The 26,191-nt window shown below is 46.9% G+C and carries 25 protein-coding genes and 1 riboswitch; of the genes, 12 read left to right on the top strand and 13 right to left on the bottom strand.

What is annotated here, in order from left to right; all coding sequences use genetic code 11:
- Positions 1-7: 7 nt before the first annotated feature.
- The 6 genes from Q9R23_RS01410 to Q9R23_RS01435 all read right to left on the bottom strand — a co-directional run bounded on the left by Q9R23_RS01410 (position 8) and on the right by Q9R23_RS01435 (position 8,707).
- On the bottom strand, positions 8-1,981 hold the full coding sequence (locus Q9R23_RS01410; protein WP_214855124.1) for a penicillin-binding transpeptidase domain-containing protein: 1,974 nt from the start codon (positions 1,979-1,981) through the stop codon (positions 8-10).
- Between the two features lie 116 nt (positions 1,982-2,097).
- Complete coding sequence (locus tag Q9R23_RS01415) at positions 2,098-2,814, bottom strand: peptidoglycan DD-metalloendopeptidase family protein (RefSeq protein ID WP_214855126.1); 717 nt, start codon at positions 2,812-2,814, stop codon at positions 2,098-2,100.
- 245 nt (positions 2,815-3,059) lie between these two features.
- Positions 3,060-3,953, bottom strand: coding sequence for a diacylglycerol/lipid kinase family protein (locus tag Q9R23_RS01420; RefSeq protein ID WP_035409044.1), 894 nt, complete (start codon positions 3,951-3,953; stop codon positions 3,060-3,062).
- Between the two features lie 137 nt (positions 3,954-4,090).
- Positions 4,091-5,554, bottom strand: coding sequence for an alanine/glycine:cation symporter family protein (locus Q9R23_RS01425; RefSeq protein WP_214855128.1), 1,464 nt, complete (start codon positions 5,552-5,554; stop codon positions 4,091-4,093).
- A gap of 196 nt (positions 5,555-5,750) precedes the next feature.
- Positions 5,751-7,550, bottom strand: coding sequence for a ribosomal protection-like ABC-F family protein (abc-f, locus tag Q9R23_RS01430; RefSeq protein WP_214855130.1), 1,800 nt, complete (start codon positions 7,548-7,550; stop codon positions 5,751-5,753).
- Positions 7,551-7,825: 275 nt separating this feature from the next.
- On the bottom strand, positions 7,826-8,707 hold the full coding sequence (locus tag Q9R23_RS01435) for a DUF1002 domain-containing protein (RefSeq protein ID WP_311246282.1): 882 nt from the start codon (positions 8,705-8,707) through the stop codon (positions 7,826-7,828).
- Between the two features lie 193 nt (positions 8,708-8,900).
- A riboswitch (TPP riboswitch) is annotated at positions 8,901-9,007 on the top strand.
- A 73-nt stretch (positions 9,008-9,080) separates the two neighbouring features.
- Between Q9R23_RS01435 and tenA the strand changes: the two genes are divergently transcribed.
- Entirely contained in the window at positions 9,081-9,776 is a 696-nt protein-coding gene (gene tenA / locus Q9R23_RS01440) for a thiaminase II (protein WP_214855136.1), read from the top strand.
- Positions 9,777-9,827: 51 nt separating this feature from the next.
- Positions 9,828-10,136, top strand: a complete 309-nt coding sequence (locus tag Q9R23_RS01445) for a hypothetical protein (protein WP_214855138.1) — start codon at positions 9,828-9,830, stop codon at positions 10,134-10,136.
- A gap of 30 nt (positions 10,137-10,166) precedes the next feature.
- Here Q9R23_RS01445 and Q9R23_RS01450 read toward each other — a convergent pair whose 3' ends face one another.
- The gene (locus Q9R23_RS01450) at positions 10,167-12,083 is read right to left on the bottom strand and encodes a glycoside hydrolase family 3 protein (protein ID WP_214855140.1); all 1,917 of its coding nucleotides are present in this window, start codon (positions 12,081-12,083) and stop codon (positions 10,167-10,169) included.
- A 201-nt stretch (positions 12,084-12,284) separates the two neighbouring features.
- Positions 12,285-13,058 carry a sporulation protein gene (locus Q9R23_RS01455; RefSeq protein ID WP_035409037.1) on the bottom strand — a complete coding sequence of 258 codons (774 nt, stop codon included), beginning with the start codon at positions 13,056-13,058 and terminating at the stop codon, positions 12,285-12,287.
- Positions 13,059-13,168: 110 nt separating this feature from the next.
- On the opposite strand from Q9R23_RS01455, the gene Q9R23_RS01460 reads away from it, so the two are divergent.
- The 7 genes from Q9R23_RS01460 to Q9R23_RS01490 all read left to right on the top strand — a co-directional run bounded on the left by Q9R23_RS01460 (position 13,169) and on the right by Q9R23_RS01490 (position 18,545).
- Positions 13,169-14,353, top strand: coding sequence for a class I SAM-dependent methyltransferase (locus Q9R23_RS01460; protein ID WP_290756905.1), 1,185 nt, complete (start codon positions 13,169-13,171; stop codon positions 14,351-14,353).
- 30 nt (positions 14,354-14,383) lie between these two features.
- Positions 14,384-14,809, top strand: coding sequence for a BrxA/BrxB family bacilliredoxin (locus Q9R23_RS01465; protein ID WP_023467616.1), 426 nt, complete (start codon positions 14,384-14,386; stop codon positions 14,807-14,809).
- A gap of 287 nt (positions 14,810-15,096) precedes the next feature.
- The gene (locus Q9R23_RS01470; RefSeq protein WP_311246283.1) at positions 15,097-15,870 is read left to right on the top strand and encodes a transporter substrate-binding domain-containing protein; all 774 of its coding nucleotides are present in this window, start codon (positions 15,097-15,099) and stop codon (positions 15,868-15,870) included.
- Positions 15,871-15,927: 57 nt separating this feature from the next.
- Positions 15,928-16,587 (top strand): amino acid ABC transporter permease, encoded by a 660-nt coding sequence (locus Q9R23_RS01475; RefSeq protein WP_035398698.1) that lies wholly within the window; start codon positions 15,928-15,930, stop codon positions 16,585-16,587.
- A gap of 13 nt (positions 16,588-16,600) precedes the next feature.
- The gene (locus tag Q9R23_RS01480) at positions 16,601-17,323 is read left to right on the top strand and encodes an amino acid ABC transporter ATP-binding protein (protein WP_035409728.1); all 723 of its coding nucleotides are present in this window, start codon (positions 16,601-16,603) and stop codon (positions 17,321-17,323) included.
- Positions 17,324-17,388: 65 nt separating this feature from the next.
- Positions 17,389-17,925, top strand: coding sequence for a GNAT family N-acetyltransferase (locus tag Q9R23_RS01485; protein WP_311246284.1), 537 nt, complete (start codon positions 17,389-17,391; stop codon positions 17,923-17,925).
- Positions 17,907-18,545 (top strand): HD domain-containing protein, encoded by a 639-nt coding sequence (locus Q9R23_RS01490; protein WP_396136337.1) that lies wholly within the window; start codon positions 17,907-17,909, stop codon positions 18,543-18,545. Before Q9R23_RS01485 ends, Q9R23_RS01490 begins: the two co-directional genes overlap by 19 nt.
- 63 nt (positions 18,546-18,608) lie before the next feature.
- Here the strand turns inward: Q9R23_RS01490 and Q9R23_RS01495 are convergent, their stop codons facing one another.
- The 4 genes from Q9R23_RS01495 to Q9R23_RS01510 all read right to left on the bottom strand — a co-directional run bounded on the left by Q9R23_RS01495 (position 18,609) and on the right by Q9R23_RS01510 (position 22,539).
- Entirely contained in the window at positions 18,609-19,322 is a 714-nt protein-coding gene (locus Q9R23_RS01495) for a ZIP family metal transporter (RefSeq protein ID WP_035409029.1), read from the bottom strand.
- Positions 19,323-19,620: 298 nt separating this feature from the next.
- Complete coding sequence (fadH, locus tag Q9R23_RS01500) at positions 19,621-20,385, bottom strand: 2,4-dienoyl-CoA reductase (RefSeq protein ID WP_290782654.1); 765 nt, start codon at positions 20,383-20,385, stop codon at positions 19,621-19,623.
- An 84-nt stretch (positions 20,386-20,469) separates the two neighbouring features.
- Entirely contained in the window at positions 20,470-21,405 is a 936-nt protein-coding gene (locus tag Q9R23_RS01505; protein WP_087679899.1) for a manganese-dependent inorganic pyrophosphatase, read from the bottom strand.
- A gap of 57 nt (positions 21,406-21,462) precedes the next feature.
- Positions 21,463-22,539 (bottom strand): N-acetylglucosaminidase, encoded by a 1,077-nt coding sequence (locus Q9R23_RS01510; RefSeq protein ID WP_311246286.1) that lies wholly within the window; start codon positions 22,537-22,539, stop codon positions 21,463-21,465.
- 86 nt (positions 22,540-22,625) lie between these two features.
- Between Q9R23_RS01510 and Q9R23_RS01515 the strand changes: the two genes are divergently transcribed.
- Positions 22,626-23,579, top strand: coding sequence for an aromatic acid exporter family protein (locus tag Q9R23_RS01515; RefSeq protein WP_035409021.1), 954 nt, complete (start codon positions 22,626-22,628; stop codon positions 23,577-23,579).
- A gap of 231 nt (positions 23,580-23,810) precedes the next feature.
- Positions 23,811-24,935 (top strand): M20/M25/M40 family metallo-hydrolase, encoded by a 1,125-nt coding sequence (locus tag Q9R23_RS01520; RefSeq protein ID WP_050678519.1) that lies wholly within the window; start codon positions 23,811-23,813, stop codon positions 24,933-24,935.
- A 61-nt stretch (positions 24,936-24,996) separates the two neighbouring features.
- Here the strand turns inward: Q9R23_RS01520 and Q9R23_RS01525 are convergent, their stop codons facing one another.
- Positions 24,997-25,176, bottom strand: coding sequence for a hypothetical protein (locus Q9R23_RS01525; protein WP_023467629.1), 180 nt, complete (start codon positions 25,174-25,176; stop codon positions 24,997-24,999).
- Positions 25,177-25,283: 107 nt separating this feature from the next.
- Here Q9R23_RS01525 and rnz point away from each other — a divergent pair, with 107 nt between their 5' ends.
- On the top strand, positions 25,284-26,189 hold the full coding sequence (gene rnz, locus Q9R23_RS01530; protein ID WP_311246287.1) for a ribonuclease Z: 906 nt from the start codon (positions 25,284-25,286) through the stop codon (positions 26,187-26,189).
- Positions 26,190-26,191 lie beyond the last annotated feature (2 nt).

The raw sequence follows: 26,191 nt of genomic DNA on the forward strand, positions 1-26,191 counted from the left end.
ACTCCGATCATCGATTTTGTTTGAGTACTTCGGCGACAAGTCCCGACACGTACGGACTGCCACGATCTTCTTTTTCGACTGACTCGATCATGATGGCAACGAGAAGATCTTTTTTGTCGTTGTCGTATCCAACGAAGAAGCCATTCTCTTTGCCGTCGGTTTCGCCTGCCTTTTTCAATTCTGCCGTACCTGTCTTACCGGCAACATCGACTTCTTTGATATCAGCCGGAAGCGTATAACCGTTATGAACGACATCATACAAATCATCGCGGATCATCTTCGCGTCGTCTGCGTCGAGTAAATCCTTCTTAAAGACTTGCTTCGTTTTTTCCTCTTGTAAGAGTGTCGGACGATAGATTGTTCCATCCGTCAGGAAAATTTCATACATCGATGCTAAGTGTAGAATGTTCGTCAACATCTGACCTTGTCCGTAAGACGTGTCCATCAGCTGTCCATCAGAAGAAATCGTCCCGTCGTTTGAGATCTGTGAGGCACGTAAGGGGTACGTGAACGGTAGCTTTTCACCGTATCCGAGCGCTTCAAGACCAGACGTAAATGCTTTCGTTCCGACTTGTTCGAGTGTCGAACGGGCGAAATAGATGTTGTCGGAATAGACGAGCGCATTATGCAGATTGACCGGGGCCGGTGTCTCATGAATGCGGGTGACGTTAAAACCATCGATCTTATTTTTCAGCCCATTGATTGTGTAGGCTTTTTCCGGGTCGAGCGTTCCGCTCTTTAATCCGACAGCAGCCGTCAATGGTTTTTGAGTCGAACCGGGTGCGAAGGCACTTGTGAATCGGTTCAATAATGGCTGGTCCGGGTCCTGCGTCAGTTCATCGAGTCGTGCCTGTGAGATTCCTGACATGAATTCAGAAGGATCAAAGCCAGGAGAGCTGAGTAAGACACGGGTCTCGCCGGTCTGCGGATCAATCGCTGATGCTGTTCCGGGATCATCCTGCATCGTTTCATAAGTCTTTTTTTGAAGAGTGGCATCAATTGTCAACGCAATATCTTCGCCATCTGTCGGTTTCGTTTCGGCAACAGTAACGTTTGAGCCGTCTATTTTCTGTAAAGTGATTGTCGCACCGGCTTTACCACGTAAGCGCTCATCGAGTACTTGTTCAAGTCCACGTTTCCCGACTTGCTCGCCAGCTTGGATTTGATTTTTTGATTGTTTAATCTCGTCTGCTGTCGCTGAACCGATATATCCAATCAAATGAGAGGCTGCTTTACCAAGTGGATACGTTCGGACTTCCGTTTCTTGGACACTGATTCCAGGAATGTCACGCAATTTTTCAACCATTGCTTCGTCGGTCATCGTTTTGAGCGGAACGAACTGTCCATCTTTGACCCAACTTGCCTTTAAGGAATCTTCGACTGAAGAGGTCGGGCGGTCGAGCAATTCGGCAACTTTCTCGACGTCTTTTAATTGTCCGGCTGTCGCGCCGACAGCAAATCCTTTTCCAGAGGTTGCGAGCGGTTTCTCATTCGAATCGAGTAAATCACCACGTTTGCCTTCAACGGTTTGTAGCTGGACTTTGTCGTCCTTTTTAAAATCCTTTAGGACAAAAGAAGTATCCCAGTCGATGAACCAGTTTTCGGTCTCACCTTGTTTCTCGAATGTCAGTGGAACTTGTTTATCGTAGGCAACGGTTCCTGCAACTGTATCAAAGGAAATCCGCACGGGAAGGGACGCTTTTTCGTCATCCGTTGCTTCCTCCGCTTTCTTTCGTTCGACGGATAACTTTTGAATATCAAGTGATTTCGACAATTGTTTCGTTCGCTCGATGAATTCTTTTTTACCGTATTCTTTTTTAGTAGCTGTACTCGCGTACGTATACATTTTATCGTAGTCCTGTTTCTCCCAAAGTTTGATATAGGCATCAAGACGTTCTTCAGGTGTCGGTTGATCTTGGCAACCGGCAAGCAGAGTCACGCCGAAAGATGCCGATAGAATCAAGGGAATGGTTCGTTTCATATGATTCGCCTCCTATATGCATGAGAGCCATGCATATACCGTACCACTCCTGTCAGAAGATTTCATCTGAAACAAAAAACCGGACTTCTCAAGATGAGAAGTCCGGCGAATCTGATTCAGTTGAAGTAATTGAGTGGATTAACGCTGTTTGCTGCAGACGTTCCACTGTAAACGTAAGAGCCGCGGTGCATTTCAAAATGCAAGTGAGCACCAAAGGCATTTCCTGTCGAGCCGACTGTCCCGATTTTTGTTCCTTTAGCAATCGTTTGTCCAACAGAAACAGCACGGCTGTTCATATGTGCGTAAACTGTCGTGTACTGGATGCCGTTAACCGTATGCGTCATCATGACATGATTACCGTATGCACCGTAGTAACGAGACGTGATGACCTTTCCAGCAGCTGAAGCATAGATGGGTGTACCCGTCGGAGCACCGATATCAATACCATTGTGGAACGTGTAACCATAAACACCGCTTGCCGCACCGTATCCTTGTGTGATCGGACCGCTTGCTGGACGCGAAAAACCAGTCGTTGCTTTTGTTGAAGTCGTCGTACTGTACTTTTTAACATATGTAGAAGAAACGTAGCGTGATGCGCCGCCGTATGAAATTTTTGTCCATGAACCAGAAACACCGAGATAATTGAATGTCTGTCCTGTATTGACGCTACCGACGATTTTATAAGCCGTTGATGGACCTGTCCGGACGCGTAGTCCGTCTGCCATGACTTTTACTTTATATGTCGTTGCGGCCTCAACTTTCGAAGCACTCGTTGTAGCAAAACCTGAAACTACCAAAGCTGTCATTGTCATTGTTGTAAGCAAACGTTTCATTAAGTGTATTTCCTCCTTAAAAATCTGAAGCGCCAGAACTGATCATTACAAAATTGTAAGATTTTATGCATATTTATTTATTTTAAAGAATGATTTTTCGCCTGAGATGATTATAGCATCGTCAATAACACAAAAATATTTCAAATATGTTTCAAAATTACGCTTTGTTAACATATATTGTAATGGATTTTAAAGTAAAAAAAGAAACCGACAAATCGTCGATTTCTTTTTTTACTCGTATAACGTTAGTCAGCAGAGAATGGTGAATATACAGTGAGATGTTGAGGAAGTACCTCGACAGTCACAGGAACATGACCTGCCGTATCACCATCGGCATTGATTGGTAACTCTTCTTTCGAACGAATCTCGACACGTGTCGTCGTGAAGTGTTCGATTTGATCCGCCTTTGATAACCCACCCGTGATGAGTTTAGGTAATGCTTGAAGCGCATCAAAGAATCCGAGCTTCGTAATGATGAATCCATGCAGTAATCCATCGTCGACTTTTGCTTCTTCCGCAAACGATTCGAATCCACCAACGGAATTCGTCAAGGCGATGATTAACAAGTGGGCTTCTCCATCAAATTGTTTTTCGGCAGAGTTGATTTCGATTGGATAAGGACTATGATCCTTAAAGGCTTTCAGACCTTCAATGAAATAAGCGACCGATCCAAGTGACGTTTTCTGTTCGATGCTCACTTCTTCGACGGCTTCCGCAATCAGACCAACCGCAATGACGTTCATGAAGTAATGATCATCATATTTACCGATATCAAGCGGGCGGGCAGGGGCATCAGCTAATATCTGAATCGCCTCTTCGGGGTCCGTCGGGATGTGTAACGCGCGTGATAAATCATTGACCGTCCCAAGCGGTACGATCCCGAGTGTTGGACGATGTGGTTGCTCGGCAATTCCAGTAATGACTTCATTGACCGTTCCATCACCACCCATGGCGATGACGGCGTCGTAATTAGACTGGGCGGCATGACGTGCGAATTCCGTTGCATCGTGTTCTTTTTCCGTGAATCGAACGTCGACGGTTTGAAAGCGAGTAGCAAGCGTCTCTTCAGCGAGCGTCGCGTGTTTTTTTCCGAGTTCTTTACCAGAAGACGGGTTGATGATCAACATAGCTTGAGACAAGATGAATTCCTCCTTCGGGGCAATCTGTTGACTTTTTCCCTGTCCGATGAAAACATAATCCAAATTCTTTTTTACAAATAAAAACACCGAGTAGGCGCATGGCTTCCTCGGTGTTGAAGTTTGAACTCAGAGTTAAATCATTGTGATGGCGGCACTTCACCAGCAGCAGGACGAGCTTCTTCTTCAACGTCCCAACACTCCGTATTTTCAATCCCGAGTGCTTTTGCTGAGAAGACAGGATCGAGTCCCTGTTTCCGTTGTTCCTGATAATCTTTGATGACTTTGAGAGCGATGCCGCTCAAGAGGAGGATCGCTGTCATATTGATTAATGTCATGCCTGCCATGAAGAGATCGGCAAAACTCCATACCATACCGAGGCTGAGAATAGATCCGATGAAGACGAAGCCCATTGTCGCAATCCGGAAACCGAAGACGGCTGCTGGACTTTGTTTGATGAACTCGATGTTCGTCTCACCGTAGTAGTAACTACCAACGATCGAACTAAAAGCAAATAAGAAGACGCTGAGTGCGATGAATGGTGGGGCAATTGCACCAAATTCTTCGGAGAGCGCGTTTTGCAACATGCCGATTCCTTCGCCATTTCCAGCCGCATAACTATCACTGAGGAGAATAATCGTTGCTGTCGCTGTACAGACGATCAACGTATCAAGGAATACACCAAGTGTTTGTAAGAAACCTTGTTTTGCTGGGTGAGAGACTTCAGCCGCCGCCGCAGCGTTTGGAGCAGACCCCATTCCCGCTTCGTTTGAGAACAATCCGCGTTTGACACCGAGTGAGATTGCAGCACCGACCGAGCCACCGAATGCTTGCTCGATTCCGAAGGCACTTTTGAAAATCATTGCGAACACACCAGGAAGTTCCGTCAGGTTCGTAACGACGACATAAAGAGCAGCAATCAAGTAGAGACCTGCCATGATAGGAACGATGATTGCAGAGAACTTCGCGACACGGTGGACACCACCAAAGATGACGAGTCCCGTCAAGACGACGAGTGCTGCGCCGACGACAGCTGTGTTGATACCGAACGCATTGTCAAAGGCAGCGGCAATCGTGTTTGATTGAACGGAGTTGAAGATAAGGCCGAACGTCACAGCAATCAAGATTGCAAAGACGATTCCGAGAGCTCGGTTCTTCAAGCCTTTTTCGATGTAGTAGGCAGGACCACCACGGTATGCGTTCGATTTCGTATCGCGTACTTTATAGACTTGAGCCAGTGTACTTTCGATGAGAGCCGTCGCGCCCCCTAAGAGAGCGACCATCCACATCCAGAAGACGGCACCTGGTCCGCCGAGTGTGACGGCAATCGTGACACCGGCAAGGTTACCCGTACCGATCCGTGTCGCAGCACCGATGAAGAATGACTGGAGAGAAGTGATGCTTTCTCCTTTATCGTCTGTTGTTTGTTCACTTTTATCGAGCGTGACGCGGAACATCTCTTTTAAGTAAGTGAATTGGATGAAGCCAGTTCGGATGGTGAAGTAGATCCCGCCGCCGATCAATACAGCGATTAATACATACGACCATAAAATGTTGTTAGCGTAATCGACACTTCCTTGAATGACTTGCTGAATGGCGTTCATGATGGTGTATTCCTCCCAAAGAATAATAAAAACTATACGCTAAATTATACGAATTTTCTGAAAATAATCAACAACAAAATAAAATAAAATTTTAAAACTTAATAAGGTTAGCTAAAAAACCGTATGCTGAAATCTTGTGAATGAACGAAAAAACTGCCACTCTCGGTATCGAGAGTGACAGGCAAGTAAAGCTAAATCATCCATACTGTAGCAACTGTTCGTATAGGTCATCGAGTTGCTGTTGGATGCTTTTAGAAACGGTATCGGTCGGTTTTTCACGTTTTGTTAATTTCTGTTCAAGCCGCTCGATCTGCACTTCTAACTCGTATTGTGACAAGCGTTTTGGTTTTTGAGGGGTTACGTGGAGTGAGGAAGACGTAGCGAACTCAGTACGCTTCTGTTGAGCATACGTATACGTACCATGATAACGCGTCAGACCATTTTCGAGCCACAGGATCTGCGGAAAAAGCCGATTCAAGAAATAGCGGTCGTGTGAGACGGCAATCAATGTACCAGAAAAATTCTCGAGTGCTTCTTCGAGTGTCTCTCTTGATTCAATATCGAGATGGTTCGTCGGCTCGTCGAGAATTAATACATTGATCGACGAATGAACGAGGACGGCGAGTTGCAATCGCACACGTTCTCCTCCGCTTAGTGACAAAATGGACCGAAAGACAGTTGGTCCAAAGAACAGGAACCGGGCTAGGATATGGCGGGCTTCCGCTTCTGGAACGGCAATCCGGTCTCTAAACCAGTCAATTAACCGCGCGTCCTCCTCGAAATGGGCATGCTGGGACAAGTAACCGACATGATTCGATGGTCCACGCGTGAGTGTGCCTGCCTCTGGTGATAATTCGTCAAGCAGCAGTGAGAGCAATGTCGATTTCCCACTCCCATTCGTTCCGACGATCGCGACCCGATCCTGTGCCATGATCTCGAACGAGACGTCATCAAAAATGTGGCGGATTCCGTAAGCAAACGAGAGTTCTTCAGCGCGAAAGACGACTTGACTCGTATGATCGGTAGAAGAAAAAGAGACATCAGCGGTTTTGGCTTCGAGTTGCGGTCGTTTGATCCGTTCGATTCGCTCGAGTGCCCGCTCCATCGATTTTGCTTTACGGAATAATTTCTCACTCGGTGGAGATGCTTCGTTTGCCCACTGCCGTAGTCGACGAATCGCTTCCTTCATCTTCTTGATTTTTTTCTGTTGTTCCTGATAGGCGTGGAACTGTTCCATCAAGCGACGTTCTCGTTCGACGACGAACGCACTGTAGTTCCCTAGATAGGAGGTCAGTTCACCATCTTCAAGCTCGACGATCGAGGTGACGACGGCGTCTAAGAAGACCCGGTCGTGAGAGACGAGCAGGATAGTTCCAGTGTAGTCCCGTAAGAATTGTTCTAACCATTCAACGGCAGCTAAATCAAGATGGTTCGTCGGCTCATCAAGGATTAGGAGGTGTGGTTCCATCAGCAACATGCGACCGAGGCAAATCTTAGTTTGCTCACCGCCGCTCAACTGATGGAAAGGGCGAGTGAGTAACGGACGTAAATGTAATCCGTTCACCATGCGCTCGATCTTCGAGTCGAGTAGATAGCCATCTTTTTGTTCGAATGCATTTGTCGCTTCCGCATATCGAACGAGTAGTGCATCCAGATCATCTGGCGCTGTCGCCATCAAAAGCTCCAACTGTTGCATCCGAGAACGGATTGCGAGGATCTCTTCAAACGCCGCCCAAAGGACGTCGAGTCCGGTCATCGTTTCGGTATAAGTGGGAAGTTGTTCCAAGTAGCCAATCGTCAAACCGTTCTTTTGATAGATGACGCCACCGTCCGGTTGGTCAAGGCGAGCAAGTAAGCGGAGTAATGTCGTTTTACCACTCCCGTTTCGTCCAATCAGACCGACACGATCGTGTTCGTTTAAGAAGAGGGAAACGTCCGTTAAGATCGTTTCGCCTCCGAATTGTTTTGTCAGATGTTGAATGTCGCAAATCATCATAATGAGTTGATCCTTTCGCGCGCATTAAAAAAAGGAGAGCGCAAATAGCACTCTCCCTAGTGTGTGAAAGATGCGCTTTGCTGTATTTTTCAATCATGAAGTTCTAAAAAGGGCAGACGGGTGCCTTAGAACGCCATTCCATGAAAAATCGCGCGCAACAGATACAATTGTTCCATTAACCAATGTTTGCACGCAGCAAAGTCCATCATTTCACACCACCTTTCGTTTCAGATACAATCAGTTTACCATTATCTTGTTAATTGCGGAAGTCTGAATTATTTGAACACACCAGCAATCGAGCTGAAGAAGTCACTCAGACCATCAAATAATTTAGCGAAGAATCCTTTTGTCTCCTCGGACGTTGCAAACGCATGGATGTCTTGACCAGCATTTTTTAGTCCACTCTCGATTTGCCCCCAGTTGATGTTCGCTTGCTCCATTTGATTGAATAGATTCGTCAACCGATCCATCTGTGCATCAGACAGTTGGATGTTGTTGTTTTGAATGACTTGGACGATCAGGTTTTCGATCTCGACTTTTGTTTCCGGTTTTTGATTGGCGATTTCGGCCTTGATCTCATTCATCAAATCAGCGACTTTATCTGTCCCGACTGTCTTCCCGACGTCTGAAGTGACCGATAATTCTTGCTGTGCTAAATCTTTCCGTTCGTCACTCAGCTTGATTCCGGTCTCAGCCGAAGTTTGATCATAGGCTTTCATGATTCCTGTCAGTGCCGATGTTCCAGTCACTTTATAAGGAGAAGTGATCGTGATGTCGGCATCTTTGACACCTGCCGTGACGAGAGCGTTCAAGTACATATCCTTCGTCACCCACGTAATGTTTTCCGTCGCAACGGAAAGTCCGTCACCTTTTTCCATCAATTCGATTTTAGCGGATGAATACATGTTGCCACCTTTTTGCGACTGGGGAATGTTTTTCCCGAGATATTTTTCTTCGTCAGCAGAAGTGGCGATGATCGGCGTGATGCCTTCCGGTGCATTGAGACGGGAAAGCACCCAAGCCTTATCCTTTGCGCCGAGCGACTCCCCGAGAGTGACGATTGTTTTATCAACGACTTGCTCAGCGGATGCGGCTGTCGGAAGTAATAAAGCAGAAGCGATAACGGCTGACGCCATGATTTTTGTTGGTGTATGCATAATGAATTCCTCCAATTGTAAGTAACAGAATGAACTATAGTATCAGGTACTAAAATTAGTGTACGAGAACGAAAGAAGTTCGGAATCGGTCTGTAGATGGAGACGGCATCCGTCTTCTGACACTCCATAGTATAGCGAAAAGAGGACAACTTGACTTCCATTTTCAGCATGCTATAGTGAATTTGAATCGAATAATGACCACTAGGGGAGTCGGTAGACCGACTGAGACGAACGAAGACGTTCGGACCCTTTGAACCTGATTAAGTTCGTACTTACGGAGGGAAGTGGCGTCAAGTCTTGTTCTTCTTGCGCCATGCCCGTGTGTTTCGGGGTGGTGTTTTTTCGTATCATACTAAACGAGGAGGATGAGATCATGACATTCACACAAGAAATCAAACAAGCGGCACAAGCGTATTGGGATAGTAGTTTTACCCACCCATTCGTACAAGGAATCGGCGAGGGAACGTTACCGCTCTCGAAATTTCGGCATTACGTCATGCAGGATGCCTATTATTTAAAACACTTTGCGAAGATTCAAGCGAAGGCAGCGTCAAAAGCAGACGACTTCGCGACGATCGCGACACTTGCCGAGCATGCTACTTCGACTTACGAGGCAGAGTTGAGCTTACATCAATCATTTTTTGAGCCGCTCGGTATTACGGAAGCAGATCTTGAAGCATTTGAACCGGCACCGACAGCATATGCTTACGTCTCCCACATGCATCATGCGAGTGAAGGGACGCTTGGTGAGACGATTGCTGCCATCTTGCCATGTTACTGGTTGTATTATGAAGTTGGACAACAATTATTGACGTGTACACCGGATGAAAAAATCTATCAGCAATGGATCGACACATATAGTTCGGAATGGTTCAAAAAGGTCGTCTTTGAACAGATTGCACGGCTTGATGCGTTGGCGGAACAAGCAAGCTCGGCTGAACGAGAGCGGATGAAACGGCATTTCGTGACGAGCTGTTATTATGAGTTGCTGTTTTGGCATATGGGATGGACGGAAGAAACGTTTACGTCGATTTACGAGACGATTCCAGCACGGACGGTATCTTCTTAAACGAATAGATGGTAGAATTAGGTATATATCATAGTGAGAGTAGGGATCAAAATGGAAATCTTTATCATTTTGCTGATCATTATCGTTGCCTACGTTGTACAACGTATGCTTGGAAAAGCGAACGTTAGATTTGCTGGATATATCATCCCCCTTTTAGTGACGATGTATGGCACATATGCTACCATCTGGAATTTGAAGGTGACGTTCAAGTTTGAATTTAGCGTCGGTAGCTTCATTTCGACTGTCATAATGATTGTCATTTATGGACTGCTGATCTACTCACTTTACCGCGTCTACCATCGTGCGAAAGAAGAAGCGGAATATCCGTATCAAGCATTAAAAGACCGAGGCATCCTTTAAAGGGGGCTCGGTCTTTTGTGTATCATGTTCTCATTTTTTCCAGTTTTTAAAGCCATCACCGAATTCGAGATGCAGTTGATCGGTAAAGACACCGTTCTGAAAGACCGGCACATCAACCGGTAAAGTGCCTTGCGGTTTGAACGTTCCGAAAATTGCTCGAATACCAGCAGGGAGGTTCGGTCCCGCTGATTTCAGATTGCCTGCTTCAGAGTCCGGTCCGTTCGGATCCCCTTTAAAACCATAGACGAGGACGTGTGCCGGTGCGTCCGGTTGAACGGCGACATCGTATGGATTACGGAGACTGAGCAAGGCGGATGGTGTATTTGTTTGTTTCGCATACCGGAAGATTGAAGCTGGAATCGCTTGCTCTGGTGCAGTAGGCAGTAGTTTGGCACTCGTATTGACGTTTGAACCAACGATGATGTAATCTGCTGCATCGAGTTGTGCCCGTAGTGTCGGGTTTTGGTCGAGCGGTAGCGTAGTAGCCGAGTAATTCGCTGTCGTTACGTGCCAGTTCCGGTTCTTAGGCAGGGAAGCAATCGTCTTTTTCATGCTGTCCGTTTGATCCGTCGCAGGGGCGATCACAAGAACGTTTGCATTCTTTTTCGGCTTGAAGGGTAACGTCCGCTGATCATTTTTCAGGAGTGTGACCGCGGCTTCCGTCATCGCGCGTTCTTTTGCTTTATGTTCGGGACTACCGACGATTTGGTTCGCTTGCGCGAGTTTATCAGCTAAGGATGTCGTATCCGTCGTGCCATTCCATATTCCGCGTTCTGCCTTCAGCGTCAGGATCCGCTCGACCGATTGATCAATCCGTTCCTCTGACAGACGTCCGTCTTTGACTGCCGCAATCACGTCCTTAAAAATCTGGTCGAGTTTTGTGACATCCTGCTCGGAACGAAGAATCGTCGGCATGAGCGCGATGTCGACACCGGCGTCAAATGTTTTCAGAACGGCTTCTGATTCCGTAAAATTGTCGGCGATCGCCTGCATATTCAAAGCATCCGTGATGACGATGCCATCGTAGCCGAGTTTTTCGCGCAGTACGCCCGTGATGACGTCATCCGACAATGTCGCAGGTAAAGGGAAAGTGCCGTTTTTTGACGTGACGACTTCAGACTCGATTTGCGGCATTCCGATGTGTCCTGTCATGATCATATCGATGTCTTCGGCGATGGCTCGCTTGAACGGGACGAGCTCGACTTGTTCCAGCTCCTCCAGGGACCGGTCGACAACCGGCAAGCCATAATGGGAATCGATCGCAGTATCGCCGTGACCCGGGAAGTGTTTCGCGGTCGCTGCGACGCCTTCAGTTTGAATACCCTTCATCAAAGCGGAACCGAGCGTTCCGACGAGCTCCGGGTCACTTGAGAACGAGCGAACACCGATGACGGGATTTCCAGGGTTACTGTTGACGTCAAGAACCGGACCGAAGTTGACATTGATGCCAAGCGCATGCAGTTCGGAACCGATGATATGACCGGCATCATTGGCATACGCGCTACTACGGGTCGCACCTAACGCCATATTGCCGGGTAAGTTCGTTCCTGTTCCGAGCCGAGTGACGATGCCACCTTCTTGGTCGATCGTGACAAAGAGCGGAATATCGTTGCTGTCATCTTGTTTGACGACTTCTTGCAGATCATGAACGAGTTTTGTCGTCTGTTCGGTTTCACTGACGTTCTCAGCAAACAAGATGACGCCACCTAAATCATAACGGTCGATGATGTTCGCGACTTCCGGAGCAAGCGACGTATGGTTACTGCCATTCCACTGCCGGAAGTCCGGCATGATCATCTGTCCGATTTTTTGTTCGAGTGTCATCATGTCGATTTTTTGACTGATCCGATCTGCTGAAGATCCTGCCTCTGCCATGACAGGCAAACTACTTGAAACGAGTACTGCTGCGAGTCCTGCTGTTAACGTGAATTGCCCAATCCTTTTCATGATGTACATCCTCCTCTAGTCAAACCACGACTGGAATTCTTTTCAATACGGACAGTATAGCAAGGTGCTTGTTTTAAAACAATATTTTATTTGAAAACGATTACATTAGCAAATAAGTTTTAATAATGTTTTTGTGCATTCCGATTTGAACAAAAAAATGACTCCCCTTGAAGAGGAATCACTTTTTAGTCATTCGATCGATCAGCTATAGCGCTCCACGATGTTTGTCAGCTGGCGTTCGACAAATGACTGATCCTGCAGTTCACTATTGGATAGGCGTAGTTTGATCATCGACTCATCCGCTCCAGCCATTTCACTGAACAATGATCCGAGACTATGCGCACGACGATCGACTTGGACGATTAAATCAATCCCTGAGCTGTCTTGGAGCATGATGATTTCGATCTCATCCAGTTTATGAGCGTAGTGTGTATTGCGTGCTGAGTATTCAAGTTCCTGAGCAATCGGTAAATCTTTACGGAATCGTCCAGGTAATTTTTCTGTATCGGCTTTCTTTAACCGGAAGCCAAGTGACTCCATGGCATCTAAGACCGTCGTTTGGTAACGGTTTGCTTCGACGATGACAGCGTCACGGTCCGACGGATCAACGGATTGTGCGATGTCAAGTCCGGTCTCGATCCATGATTTCGATTGGCTGACGGAGAGTGGCGTATTTAGTGGCACACGTAATGTGAATGGAATTTCCCGCTCGACACCCGCTTCGATCGTGAACTTCGCTTCATTTAAGGCAAACCGGTCGAGCGTAAAGGTCGTAAACGTCGTACTATCATTGACTTCTTGTTTGTACTGCGTGTTGAATTCAAGATAAATCCGGTCAATTTCTTGATCGACGTTTCCACCTTTGATATGGACGACACCGTGGATTTGACCGCCTGGTTCACAGCGATCATCCGTCAACCGTGTGTCGACCGTTGCAGCACCGATTCCGATTTGTGAGAGAATTTTTTTGAACATGATGCACTCCTCCTTTTGATTACGTACGAATGATGAAGCGTGTAAACTTGTCGAACAGGTACGAATTTGCTACAGTTTCGAAAGAACATTAGAAAAGGACGGGACGACTAGTGGAACTACATGAATTAAAAGCGAACCTTGCTTCGAAAATCACGCAAGGAGTACTGATCCATGCAACGATGAGCAATCCGCGTCAAAAATCCAATGATCTCCGACGAATCAAGGTAAAACCGATTCTATTAAGAGATACGGTGATGATGCAGGTTGAGTTTCAATTTGAACGCGTCATGAAGCATGAAAATATTTTAGTGGAGGATTTCATCGGTCGACTCGATGACTGGTTCACGGAATTCCGGCAATTCCTCTTCCGTTTTGAAGAAGAAGAATGGCAGTTCCAGCTCTCGAAAAAGATGAAAGTCGCGATCAAGACATCCCAAAAGGAACCAATGAAAGCACTCTTGTCGCATGATCGAAAAAAAACCTATCTATTAGAAGACGGTGTACCGGTTCCGTTTCTGATTCGTCTAGGTGTGATGACGGAAGCGGGGCAAGTCAAAAAACAGAAGTACGATAAGTTCAAGCAAATCAATCGCTTCCTTGAATTCGTCGAGGATAGCATCGCCGCCTTACCAACAAGAAAAAAACTGCGGATTTTAGACTTTGGTTGCGGGAAATCGTATTTGACGTTCGCTCTCTACCATTATTTAAAAGTCGTCAAAGGATTCGACCTTGAAGTGACAGGTCTTGATTTAAAGAAAGAAGTTATCGAAGAATGTACGCAAATTGCACGTGATCTGGATTATACCGATCTGACATTCCGCGTCGGAGACGTTCATGATTATACAGGGGAGACGGAAGTCGACCTGATGGTGACGCTTCACGCTTGTGATGTTGCGACGGACGTCGCACTCGCGCGAGCTGTCGACTGGAATGCATCAGTCATCCTAAGTGTACCGTGTTGTCAAAAGGAACTGAACCGTCAATTGGACTGCGCTCCGCTTGATGTCATGCTCCAGCACGGACTGATCAAAGAAAAATTCGCATCACTTGCGACGGACTCGATTCGTGCCGAGTTATTGACGCTTGTAGGATATGAAGCGCAATTGCTTGAATTCATCGATCTTGAGCACACACCGAAGAACATCTTGATCCGTGCGTACAAACAAAACAAGCGACCAACGGAAGAAAAAATCGACCGGTACATCGCATTCCGTGATCTGTTGCAGGCACGACCATTTTTAGAAAATGAATTAAGCGGCAGACTTGGACAGATTTCACCGAAACTCGTACAATAAGAAGGAGAACGAATCAAAGGAGGCAATACGATGGATTTCCAAATGTATTTTGAAGATGTCGTCCAAACAGCCCGCAAAGAAGCGCAAGCTGCTGGATTTGAAGAATTAACGACGCCAGAGAGCGTGGATGAAGCAATGAAACGGGAAGGTCTGACACTTGTCCTTGTCAATTCTGTTTGTGGATGTGCTGGCGGGATCGCCCGTCCTGCGGCAGCGTACGTCAATCGGAAAGAGGGCATCAAGCCCGATCATTTCGTCACGGTATTCGCTGGACAAGATCGCGAAGCGACAGACCGTGCGCGTGAATATTTCGAAGGTTATCCACCTTCATCTCCATCCTTTGCGTTAATGCAAGATGGAAACATCCTCTCGATGGTCGAGCGCTTCGACATCGAATCGTTCACGGCGGAAGAAGTCGTCGAGAAACTTGAATCATTAATTGAAATCTACGCCTAAGCGAAGAAGACTCCTGAAAAAGGAGTCTTTTTTTGTGTATTCATAAGACTAAAATAATAAATTTTAAATTTGAAAACGTTTGCAAAATTGTATAAATAGTCATTTATGCATGATTTATGAATAGAAAGTCAAAAAAATTTATATATTTATGCTTTACAGTGAATAAATATTCGTATATTCTAAAAGCAATAGAACAGGTCAGGCTTTTCGGTATTGAATTGGACATACACATAAGTCATACTATTGTTAAAGTTCTGACAATTGAGCGTTGGAAGGGGAAAACTCGAATGAAAAAATTATTAGCAACGGCAATGGCAGGCATTCTGGCAGTCACAATGGCAGCATGTGGCGCGTCGGAAGAATCAACAGGTGGATCAAGTAAGGGTGATAAAGTATTGACGATGGGAACATCAGCGGATTACTTCCCATTTGAATACATCGATACGAAAAAAGGAGAAGACATCGTCGGCTTCGACGTTGCGATCGCCAAAGAAGTTACGAAAAATCTTGGATATAAATTAAAAATCGAAGATATGGAATTCGGTAGTCTACTTGGTGCGCTTAGCTCAGGTCGTGTGGATTTCGTCATGGCGGGCATGACACCAACGGAAGAACGGAAGAAAAATGCTGACTTCACGGACATTTACTTCGAATCGAAAAACTTAGTCATGACGAAGGATAAAGCGATCAGTTCAGAAGATGAACTCAAAGGTAAAAAAATCGGTGTCCAGCTTGGTTCGATTCAAGAGGGACTCGCGAAAGACCGCTTTAAAGACAGCGAAACGGTTCCATTGAACAAAATTCCAGAAATCATTCAAGAATTGAATACAGGTCGGATCGACGCCCTCATTATCGAGGATGCAGTCGCCGTCAAATACATGGATCAAGATGCCTCCCTGAAAACGTACCAGATTAAAGAAGATGGTCCAGCTGGTTCAGCAATCGCCTTCAAAAAAGGGGATAAGATGCGTGACGATTTCAACAAAGAGCTGAAGAAAATGATCGACAGTGGTGAAATCGATAAATTAGCAGAAGAGTGGTTCCAAAAAGAAGCAAAATAAGTCAAGTGCATGGGGGTGGGGGTAACCTCATCCCTTTTGTGCGACGTTAGGAGATTGATTATGATAGACTTTACAAAGATTCAAGATTCAATTCCATATATTCTCGAGGGCATTCCGGTCCTCTTCCAAGTCGTCATCGTAGCAGCCATTGCCGGGATGCTGATCGGAATCGTCGTCGCGGCACTGAAAATCACGAAGAGCCGTTTCATCCGTTTCATTGGTCATACGTATACGGCGATTTTCCGGGGAACCCCATTGATCTTGCAACTGGCGATCGTCCACTTCGGATTACCGCAACTAACTGGATATGTCACGACAGGATACCAATCGGCAATCATCGCCTTCTCCTTGAACTCCGGAGCGTACATCTCGGAAATCATTCGGGCCGGGATTCAAGCCGTTGATCGTGGGCAGTGGGAAGCTGCAGATGCGCTCGGTATTTCGTATTTCAAACAACTCCGTTCGATCATTTTGCCACAAGCCTTTAAAAACATCCTTCCAGCGATCATGAACGAATTGATCACGTTGACGAAGGAATCGGCACTCGTCTCGACGGTCGGCGTGCTCGATGTCATGCGTCGTGCACAAATCGTTGGAGGAGAAAAGGCGATTTATTTCGAACCGTTGTTGTTTGCCGGATTCGTATATTTTGTTCTCGTCATGGGATTGAGCTTGATAGGCCAACAAGTCGAAAAAGCTATGAGAAAGAGTGGGTAATCAGATGGAACCTATGATCCAAGTCACCGATTTGCATAAGCAATTCGGAAAATTAGAAGTATTAAAAGGTATCTCGACGACAGTTACACGCGGTGAAGTCGTCGCTGTCATTGGACCGTCGGGATCCGGTAAATCAACATTTCTACGTTGTATTAACTTACTTGAACAACCAACGAGTGGAACGATCATCGTCGATGGTTTTGAACTGACGAAACCAAAAGCGAACATCTCGAAAGCACGTCAGAACATCGGAATGGTGTTCCAACAATTTAACTTGTTCCCGCATAAGTCTGTCCTTGATAATCTGACGTACGCACCAATCAACGTCCTCGGGATTTCAAAGGACGAGGCGATTAAACGAGCGGAGACGTTACTGGAACGTGTCGGTTTAGCGGAAAAACGCGATAATTACCCGAATCAGTTGTCAGGTGGACAAAAACAACGGGTCGCGATCGCCCGCGCACTTGCGATGGAACCGAACGTCATGCTGTTCGATGAACCGACATCAGCCCTTGACCCAGAGATGGTCAACGAAGTGCTAGACGTCATGAAGCAGCTTGCTGAGAGTGGAATGACGATGGTCATCGTGACGCACGAGATGGGCTTCGCAAAAGAAGTCGCCGATCGTGTCTTGTTCCTCGATGAAGGAATTTTAATGGAAGAAGGTTCACCAGTCGAACTCTTCGACAATCCGAAGACGGACCGGGCAAAAAAATTCCTCGAAAAAGTTTTATGATCACCGTACGCTAACTCTGAAAAGGGGTTAGCGTTTTTCGATTTTTAATATAGAGGGGGATAAGAATGAAAAAACTACTGGAAGGTCATCATACTCGTCTGACACGTTTTCAACCGGAAGATACCGAAGTGATGCAACGATTGCTTGACGATGCGACATTCGCCCGTCATTTTAGTGCAACGCCATATCGTCATTTATCCATGGATAAGATTGAAAAGATGATGGCGACGGATGCACCGGAGACGTTTCGATTTGCGATCCGGAACTTTGAAGATGAACGGATGATTGGGGTGGTCGCATTAGAAGATATTTTACCGACACATGGAACGGCATGGCTGATGATTGGCATCGATCCGGATTGTGAAGGACAAGGGTATGCGACGGATGCGCTACAGACGATACTAGAGTACGCCTTCTTAGAGTTGAACTTGTACCGGATTCAATTGACGGTCTTTGAGTATAATACACGTGCGGTTCAGCTGTACGAACGACTCGGGTTCGTGCAGGAAGGAAGATACCGTGCTTTTTTACGACGAGACGGAGAGCGGCATGACATGTTACTGTATGGATTACTTGAACCGGAATGGAGGGGTCGACAATGATTCAAGAAACGGAAGCGTTCGTCCGGTCGTTTCATGCGACGGACTTTTCAGGTCATGATTATGCCCATATCGAACGGGTTCGCCGTTTAGCGTTACATATTGCCAAACAAGAAGGCGGGAACGTTAAAATCATCGAACTATCTGCCTTACTTCATGACGTAGCAGATAGCAAACTCGGGGGAACGGCAGAGACGGTCGCCACCTTTTTGCAAGGAAAGGTGACAGAGGAGGAACAGGAACAGATTTTAAACATTATCACGAGCCTGTCCTATAAAGATGGCACACGTCCACCAATGCGAACGATCGAAGGACAAGTCGTCCAAGACGCCGACCGTCTCGATGCGATCGGCGCAATCGGGATTGCGCGAACGTTTCAGTTCGCTGGTCGGTTCGGGGAGCCAATGCATGTGCCAGGACTAACAGCACGAAAGCCGGGTGATCGAACAGGCGAGACAAGTGCCCTGAATCATTTTGAAGAAAAGTTATTCCGACTAAAAGATTTAATGAATACGAAGACGGCCCATCATTTAGCGGAGGAACGGCATCGCTACATGGAAGAGTTCGTGGCTCGTTTTAAGGAGGAATGGGAGGGGGTTACGGGAGGAACAGGTGAGTTTTAAATTGTTTAACACATAAGGCGTGTTGTCCGGTTCGTTTTCCAGACAACACGCCTTATGTTGTATTTAACTAAGGATGATGGCAGTAATTAACCCAAGTGCTGCGAACAGACCAACGATCGCGCCGCCTTCCTCGTGAGCTTCCGGCATCATCGTCGAAGCGAGCATCGCGATGATCCCACCACTTGCGAAGCCACCGATCATGGCGAACTGCATGTCTGGTAGTTCTGCGAGAACCGTATAGCCGGCGAGTGAGGCGAGGGCGGAGATCAACCAGACGACTCCCCACATCAGCAAGACTTTTTTCTTCGAAAAGCCATCTTTTCGTAACCCCGTCGTACTCGATAAACCTTCCGGGATGTTACTGACGAAAATTGCCGCGACGAGTGCCGCGCTGACATTTCCAGATAACAGACTGGCACCGATCATGATTGATTCTGGGATGGCATCAAGAATCGTCCCAAAGAAAATCGCCGTCCCCGTGCCTTCATTCCCACCAGACGAGCGTTTCCGTTTACTCGCGCCGCGTGACGAGACGAACAAGTCAAAGCCCGTAAAGACAAGTGCCCCGACGATAAAGGAAATCGCGACGACGAACGTTGTTGATTTCTTTAATGCCTCATCGAGCAACTCAAATGTCGCTGCTCCAATCAAGATTCCTGTTCCAAACGACATGATGTAACCGATCAGTCGTTGTTTTAAGGGTAAGTACAGTCCAAACAAGGCGCCAATGACAACGGCGCCACCTGCTAACGCACCCCAACCGAACGCACCCCACATATGATCGCCTCCTTCTTGTACTTTCTACCTGTTCTATATAATTCATAAACATAGCGAAAAGAAAGAAAAATAGTTCGAGACGAATGTAAGGGGCTGACTCCAAAAAAGAATGCCGCGTCTTTTCACGCTCTTTCCTCAGGCGAGACACAAGCTAGTTTTCCTGCTTCATTCAAGCAGGAAAGCAGATCTTGTTCGTCTCTGACAGCGCAAAAATGCGCTTTTTCCTGTAGGAGTGGCGTGAAACGCGTCATTCTTATCTTTGTGGAGAACGACTTCTTAAGTAATTAAATCTCAATCATCAGAATGGTTGTTTATTTAACCAATGACCACCGTCAAGAGCGATGCATTCTCCGTTCAAGTAGCGGGCTTGATCTGATACCATCCAGCTTGCGAGCGTCGCGATCTCTTCCGGTGTTCCGAATCGACCGAGTGGGACGTTGCGGCGAATTCGTTCCGCGTGTTCTGGTGATAAAGCGAGTTTATCGGCACCACCCGTTCGTTCGATCGGTCCCGGACTGATCGCGTTGACACGGGCTTGATATTTATAGCCCCATTCGACGGCAAGCGTCCGCGTCAAGTTCAGCACGCCGGCTTTTGCAGCAGCACTCGGAGCGACACCAGCGCCGGCCTGCCATGCATAAGAAGCGACGATATTGACGATTTGACCGCCAGCGACTTGATCTTCCTGCCAACCCTTGACAAGAGCGTGACAGCAGTTAAATGTCCCGTTAAGGACGATATCGATGACCGTCTTCCATCCATTCGGCGATAATTCGTCGGTCGGACAGATGAAGTTCCCGGCAGCATTGTTGATCAATGCCTCGAGACGACCGAACCGTTCGCGTGCTTGCTTGACAGCAGCAAGACAAGCGTCCGCGTCACGGACATCCATCTGAATCGTCAGATGCTCGCCTTGAATCTGTTCCAATGCTTCATCCATCAGTCGCAAGCGTTCTGCGTCACGTCCTGTGACGACGACATTCCAGCCAGCTTCCTTTAAGGCGAGCGCCATCGCTTTTCCCATACCGTTCGTTCCACCCGTCACCATGATTGTTTGTGTCATATTGATTCCTCCTTTATGTAATGAATGAACGACCATTCATATTCTTTATTCAAAAAAGAAGGAGCGAACTCCTTCTTTTTTGACTTATTGTGTTGCAAGAGCTGTATCTGTTAAAACAGGAACGACTTGTTTCTTACGTGAAACGACACCTTCGAGGTAGACGAGGTTGTTCGTCGCTTCAAGACCATAAGCACGTTCGACGAGATTCGCTTCTTTCCCGAGGACGAGTCCGACTGAGTTGTTCGTCAAGATATCCGTGACGATGAAGACGAACAAATCAAGACCTTTTGCAAGGATGACTTCGTTGATCGCTGTTTCGAGTTCTTCTTGGCGAAGCAAAACTTCAGCTGTATCGACCGTGTTGACTTGAGCGATTTCGACTTTGAGTGTTCCCATCGTGAATTCTTTTGCGTCAAGTGCGATCAATTCAGGAACAGTTTTCTTCGAGAGATCAGCTCCAGCTTTGAGCATCTCAAGACCGTAGACGTTCGCATCAACACCGGCGATTTCTGCGAGTTCACGCGCTGCGATGATATCTTGCTCTGTGCAAGTCGGTGATTTGAACAGAAGCGAGTCAGAAATGATCGCTGATAGCATCAGACCAGCGATTTCTGGTTTGATTGCAACACCATGCTCTTTGTAGAGCTTGTTCAGGATCGTTGCTGTACAACCGACTGGTTCTGCCCGGTAATAGACAGGATCCGATGTCTCGAAGTTTGCGATTCGGTGATGGTCGATGACTTCTGTTACCGTAACAGCGTCGATATCGTTCGCACTTTGTTGACGTTCGTTGTGGTCGACTAAGATGACGTGTGACGCTTCTGTCGCGACCTCTGTCACTAGACGTGGTGCTGAAACTTTGAACGTATCGAGCGCGAATAACGTTTCATCATTCATCTCACCGAGGCGGATTGCTTCGGCATTGACACCGAGCGCTTTCTTTAATTCTGCATAAGCGATTGCCGATGTGATCGTATCGGTATCAGGATTTTTATGACCAAATACTAAAACTTTTTCCATGACGTGTTCACTCCTCAATGATTGTTGTCTCGCCCTATAGTGTATCATATCTCGGATTTAGAAAGCGTTCATTTTCACTAGGATACCAGCGATTTTTTCGCTCCAGAAGGGGTCTGACGCGTAAAAGACATTCATTCCTTTTTGTTTGTTCCCGAGGTAAGCCCCGCGGAAATAACGTCCATCCCGATCAAGATAGTCCTTTGCGATGAATCGGCCGGTCTGCTCGATTGAATCCGTCAAGGATTTATAAGCAGTCGCATCTTCTCCCGGGGCAGAATCCGTCGCATTGACGCCGAATAGATTATTTTTTTCGCGGGCAATCTCAGACCGTCCATAGTCGGATTCGTGGATGGCGTGTGCAAGCAGGTAGGCTGCGTTGACCCGGTATTTCTTTTCAACGGACTTAAAGACTTTTCCTTTCCCGACCAAAGGGCTGTCCGGCGCTTGCTCCTTGATGAACGCATCGAGTTGATTGGCACTCAGGCGCGTCGGTTTCGTCAAATCACGTGTCAGTGTCTTCGATTCGACGTATTTGCTCGTCCGAGACGTCGCGTTCGTCGCTTCACCAGCGACAATCAATCCACCAAGTCCACCGTCAGCAACGATGTAGTGAAGGAGTCGATTTCCCTTCGTCTGATAGTACGACGGATTCGAGACACGTTCTTCCGGGAACGGACGTAAGCGATCCGTTGGAACATAACCAGTTGCGCCTGCGACGCTGACGCGACTCGTCTGTTCACCGAACTGAAGCAATTGGACGCGTGTGCCGGAAGCGACATAGGTAAGCCGTTTCTTTAAATCGGCGTCATGATGAATCGACAGAATACCACGATCATCGACGATCCCGGTACCTTGTCCACCGAGATAGACGTAGCGGTCGTCCGATGAACGTTTTACCGCACCACGCTGACCCGCATACTCCTTTGCCTCGGCGAACGTTTGGAAGTCTTGTTCGTTGATTGTACCTTTCTCATAGCGCTCAGCTGTATAAGGAGCCGGTGGGGATAAAACTGTCTTCGGTTCCTCACGAAGCCAAAAGAACAAGAGAATGCCGATGAGGAAAAAGAAGAGTAACCCTTTCAGTGAGCTAGTCCGGCGCACGGGGCGACCAGGACGGATAGTGCGTGTCGTCAAAGAAAATCACGTCCTTTAAAAAGCAATGGACATTCGTGTCCAACGTAGGTAGTCTAACAAAGAAAAACAAAAGGGAGGTGAACCTGATGCAAATCGGTTATCGAACGCTGAAGACGGCAGTCGCTGCCGCGCTCGCGATGTGGATCGCGGAGCGACTCAAGCTCGATTATTACGTCTTCGCTGCGATCATTGCGATCTTGAGTATCCAATCGACACGAAAGAAGACGTTTCGGTCGTCTTACGAACGGATCATGGCGTCATTACTTGCCATCGTACTTGGATTCATTCTGTTCGAAGTCATCGGTTATCGTCCGGTTACGTTATTGATCTATTTCATTTTATTCCTTCCATCCGTTCAACGCCTCCGACTTCAGGACGGTTTCATCACGAGTGTCGTCATACTGACACATTTGTATACGGAACGTCAGCTCAACGCACACATCCTGTTGAATGAATCCTTATTGCTCGGAATTGGTGTTGGTGTCGGAATGCTTGTCAACATGTACATGCCAAGTCTCGATCTATTGATCGACGACCGACGGGAAAAAATTGATCAACGGATCGCGTCCTTATTCTATGAAGTCGCGGCCGCGATCGAGACAGGGCGAGTCAATCATCATGCGTTGACGCTTGACGAGACGGAACGTCTGTTACATGAGGGAAAAGATGCTGCCTTAAAACGGATGGGGAATGCGATCGGTCGACGTAATGACGATGAGGACTATGCCTATTTCCGGATGCGCGAACAACAATTCGAGTTACTGCGCGGTATCGTCCATCATGCGGAGGAACTTGTTCTCGTCGTCGAAGAAGGAAAAAAAGTCGCCGCCTTCTTTCGGACGATTGGCGACAATGTCCGACCTGAAGCCGACGCAATGGTATACATTTTAGAACTAGAAGCGCTATTGACGCGTTTTCGTGCCTCTGCCTTACCCGTCACGCGGGAGGAGTTCGAGGTTCGATCTGCCTTGTTGCATATGCTGCAGGAAGCAGAGCAATATTTGCGTCTCAAACAACGCTACGTCAATCAAAAGAAATAGAACATCGTTGAAGCGAATGTTCCGAGTAGGAAAATCGCTAAGATTCCGATCGTCGTCCATTTAATGATCCGTTGTTGTTTCGATGGTCTTGCCATATCGTCATGTCCTCCTCTCTCATATCGACTGATTACTGCCATTGTACAAACAACCTTTCAGAAGTGCAAATGGCTGTCAGGATGGTATACTAATAAAGCGCTATTGGATTGAATTATATTAGAGGAGGTTTTTGTCATGGTCAATGAACAACGCGTATTGGATACGTTTTTAGAGCTTGTCCAGATCGATTCGGAATCAAAAGAGGAAGCACGGATTTGTGCTCACTTGAAAAAAACGTTTGAGGATCTCGGATGTGACGTTTTTGAGGATGACGCTTCGTCTAAGACGGAACACAAAGGAAATAACTTGATCGTCACGCTTCCGGCAACAAAAGACGGGGTCGATAAAATTTATTTCACTTCCCATATGGATACAGTATTCCCGGGTCAAGGAATCAAACCAATCATCGAGGACGGTTATGTCAAGACGGACGGCACGACGATTCTTGGAGCAGATGATAAAACGGGACTTGCTTCACTAATTGAACTCGTTCATGTACTCAATGAGACGAAACAACCACACGGAAAAATCCAGTTCGTCATTACAGTTGGTGAAGAATCTGGACTTGTTGGGGCGATGGTCCTTGATCCATCGAAAATTGATGCGGATTACGGTTTCGCACTCGATTCAGACGGAAAAGTGGGGGACATCATCACCGCTGCTCCAACCCAAGCAAAAGTCAATGCGAAGATTTTTGGAAAAACAGCTCACGCTGGTGTCGCACCAGAAAAAGGGGTCTCGGCGATTACGATTGCTTCAAAAGCCATCGCGAAGATGCCACTCGGTCGGATTGATGAAGAGACGACAGCTAACATCGGACGGTTCAGCGGTGGTGGTCCATCAACGAACATCGTTTGTGATTATGTAGAAATTTTCGCGGAAGCACGTTCACTTGTTGCTCCGAAGATGGAAGCGCAGACTGAGAAGATGAAAGCGGCGTTTGAAGAAGCAGCGGCAGAACTCGGTGGTCGTGCCGAAGTGGAAGTCAAAGTCATGTACCCAGGCTTCAAGTTCGAAGATGGAGATCAAGTTGTCGAAGTCGCAAAAGCAGCCATCACACAACTTGGACGTACACCACGTCTCTTGCATTCTGGTGGCGGATCAGATGCCAATGTCATCGCTGGTTTCGGTATTCCAACGGTCAACTTGGCGGTCGGATATGAAGATATCCATACGACGAATGAGAAGATGCCAATCGAAGAACTCGTCAAAACAGCGGAACTTTGTGTGACGTTAGTCGATTACATCACGAACAAATAAGCTGATGGAACACAAAAAGAGTGTATCGCGACATTGCGATACACTCTTTATCATTGTACGATTAAACTACTTGAGGACGATCCACATATTCCATAGACTCTAAAACGAGTTCTTCTGTACATAATAAGGTCGAAGCGATTTCATCGATTTGAATCGACTTTCCGTATTTTTGCCGATAACTCTCGTTTAGTTTACGGGCTTCCCGGACGATCCGGGCATATGTCCGTTCAATCTTAGTCATGGAAAAACCACCTTCCAAATCTGAATAGGTACAGTTTACCATGCTTCAACAGACGAAAGGTGTATTTTGTGTATAAAAAATGCTAATTTTACGAAAAGGGGAAAAAGATGGAATTTTATTTTTTAGGGACAGGAGCCGGTATGCCGTCAAAACAACGGAACGTTACTTCGATTGCCTTGTTACACCCCAAAATGACCTGGTTGTTCGATTGTGGAGAGGCGACGCAACATCAAATCTTACACAGTCCGATTAAACCACGAAAAGTCAACGCAATCTTCATCACCCATTTACATGGGGATCATATTTTTGGATTACCAGGATTTATCAGTACGCGAGCTGCCTTAGAAGGAACGACACCGCTAACGATCTATGGACCGACAGGGATTAAGGAATGGATGGATGCGACATTAAGGATTACAGGAACATATTTACGTTATCCACTCCAGATCGTTGAAGTCGAAGATGGTCAAACATACGAACAAGATGGTTTCCGCGTGACGGTGCGGTCACTTGAACACCGTTTTCCGGCGTTCGGGTACCGCCTAGAAGGACCAGAAGAGCGTGGGGCATTGCGTGTCGATGCACTGAAGGCACTTGGAGTTCCTTCCGGTCCACTCTATCGCCGAATCACACTGGAAGAAACCTTTGAATTCGATGGCACGGTCTACGCATCGTCTGACTTTTTAGAATCTCCCAAACCAGGTGTCAAGCTAGCGATTCTTGGCGATACGATGCCGTGCGCGGCGTCGATAGAGCTCGCGCGAGATGTCGATGTATTAGTCCATGAAGCGACGTTTGCCGATCGAGAAGTCGAACATGCGGGACGCTTCGGTCACTCGACCGCTCGACAGGCAGCTGTCATCGCGGATACGGCGCGGGTAAAAAAGCTCCTCTTGACGCACGTTTCTGCGCGTTATGTCGATCAAGAAGAAGTACTGGAACAAGAGGCACGAGAAGTATTTGCAAACAGCCATCTCATGTTTGATCACCGGGTCGTCCCGGTCAAAGGGTAAAA

The sequence above is a fragment of the Exiguobacterium sp. BRG2 genome, assembly GCF_031844245.1.
Taxonomy (GTDB): Bacteria; Bacillota; Bacilli; order Exiguobacteriales; family Exiguobacteriaceae; genus Exiguobacterium_A.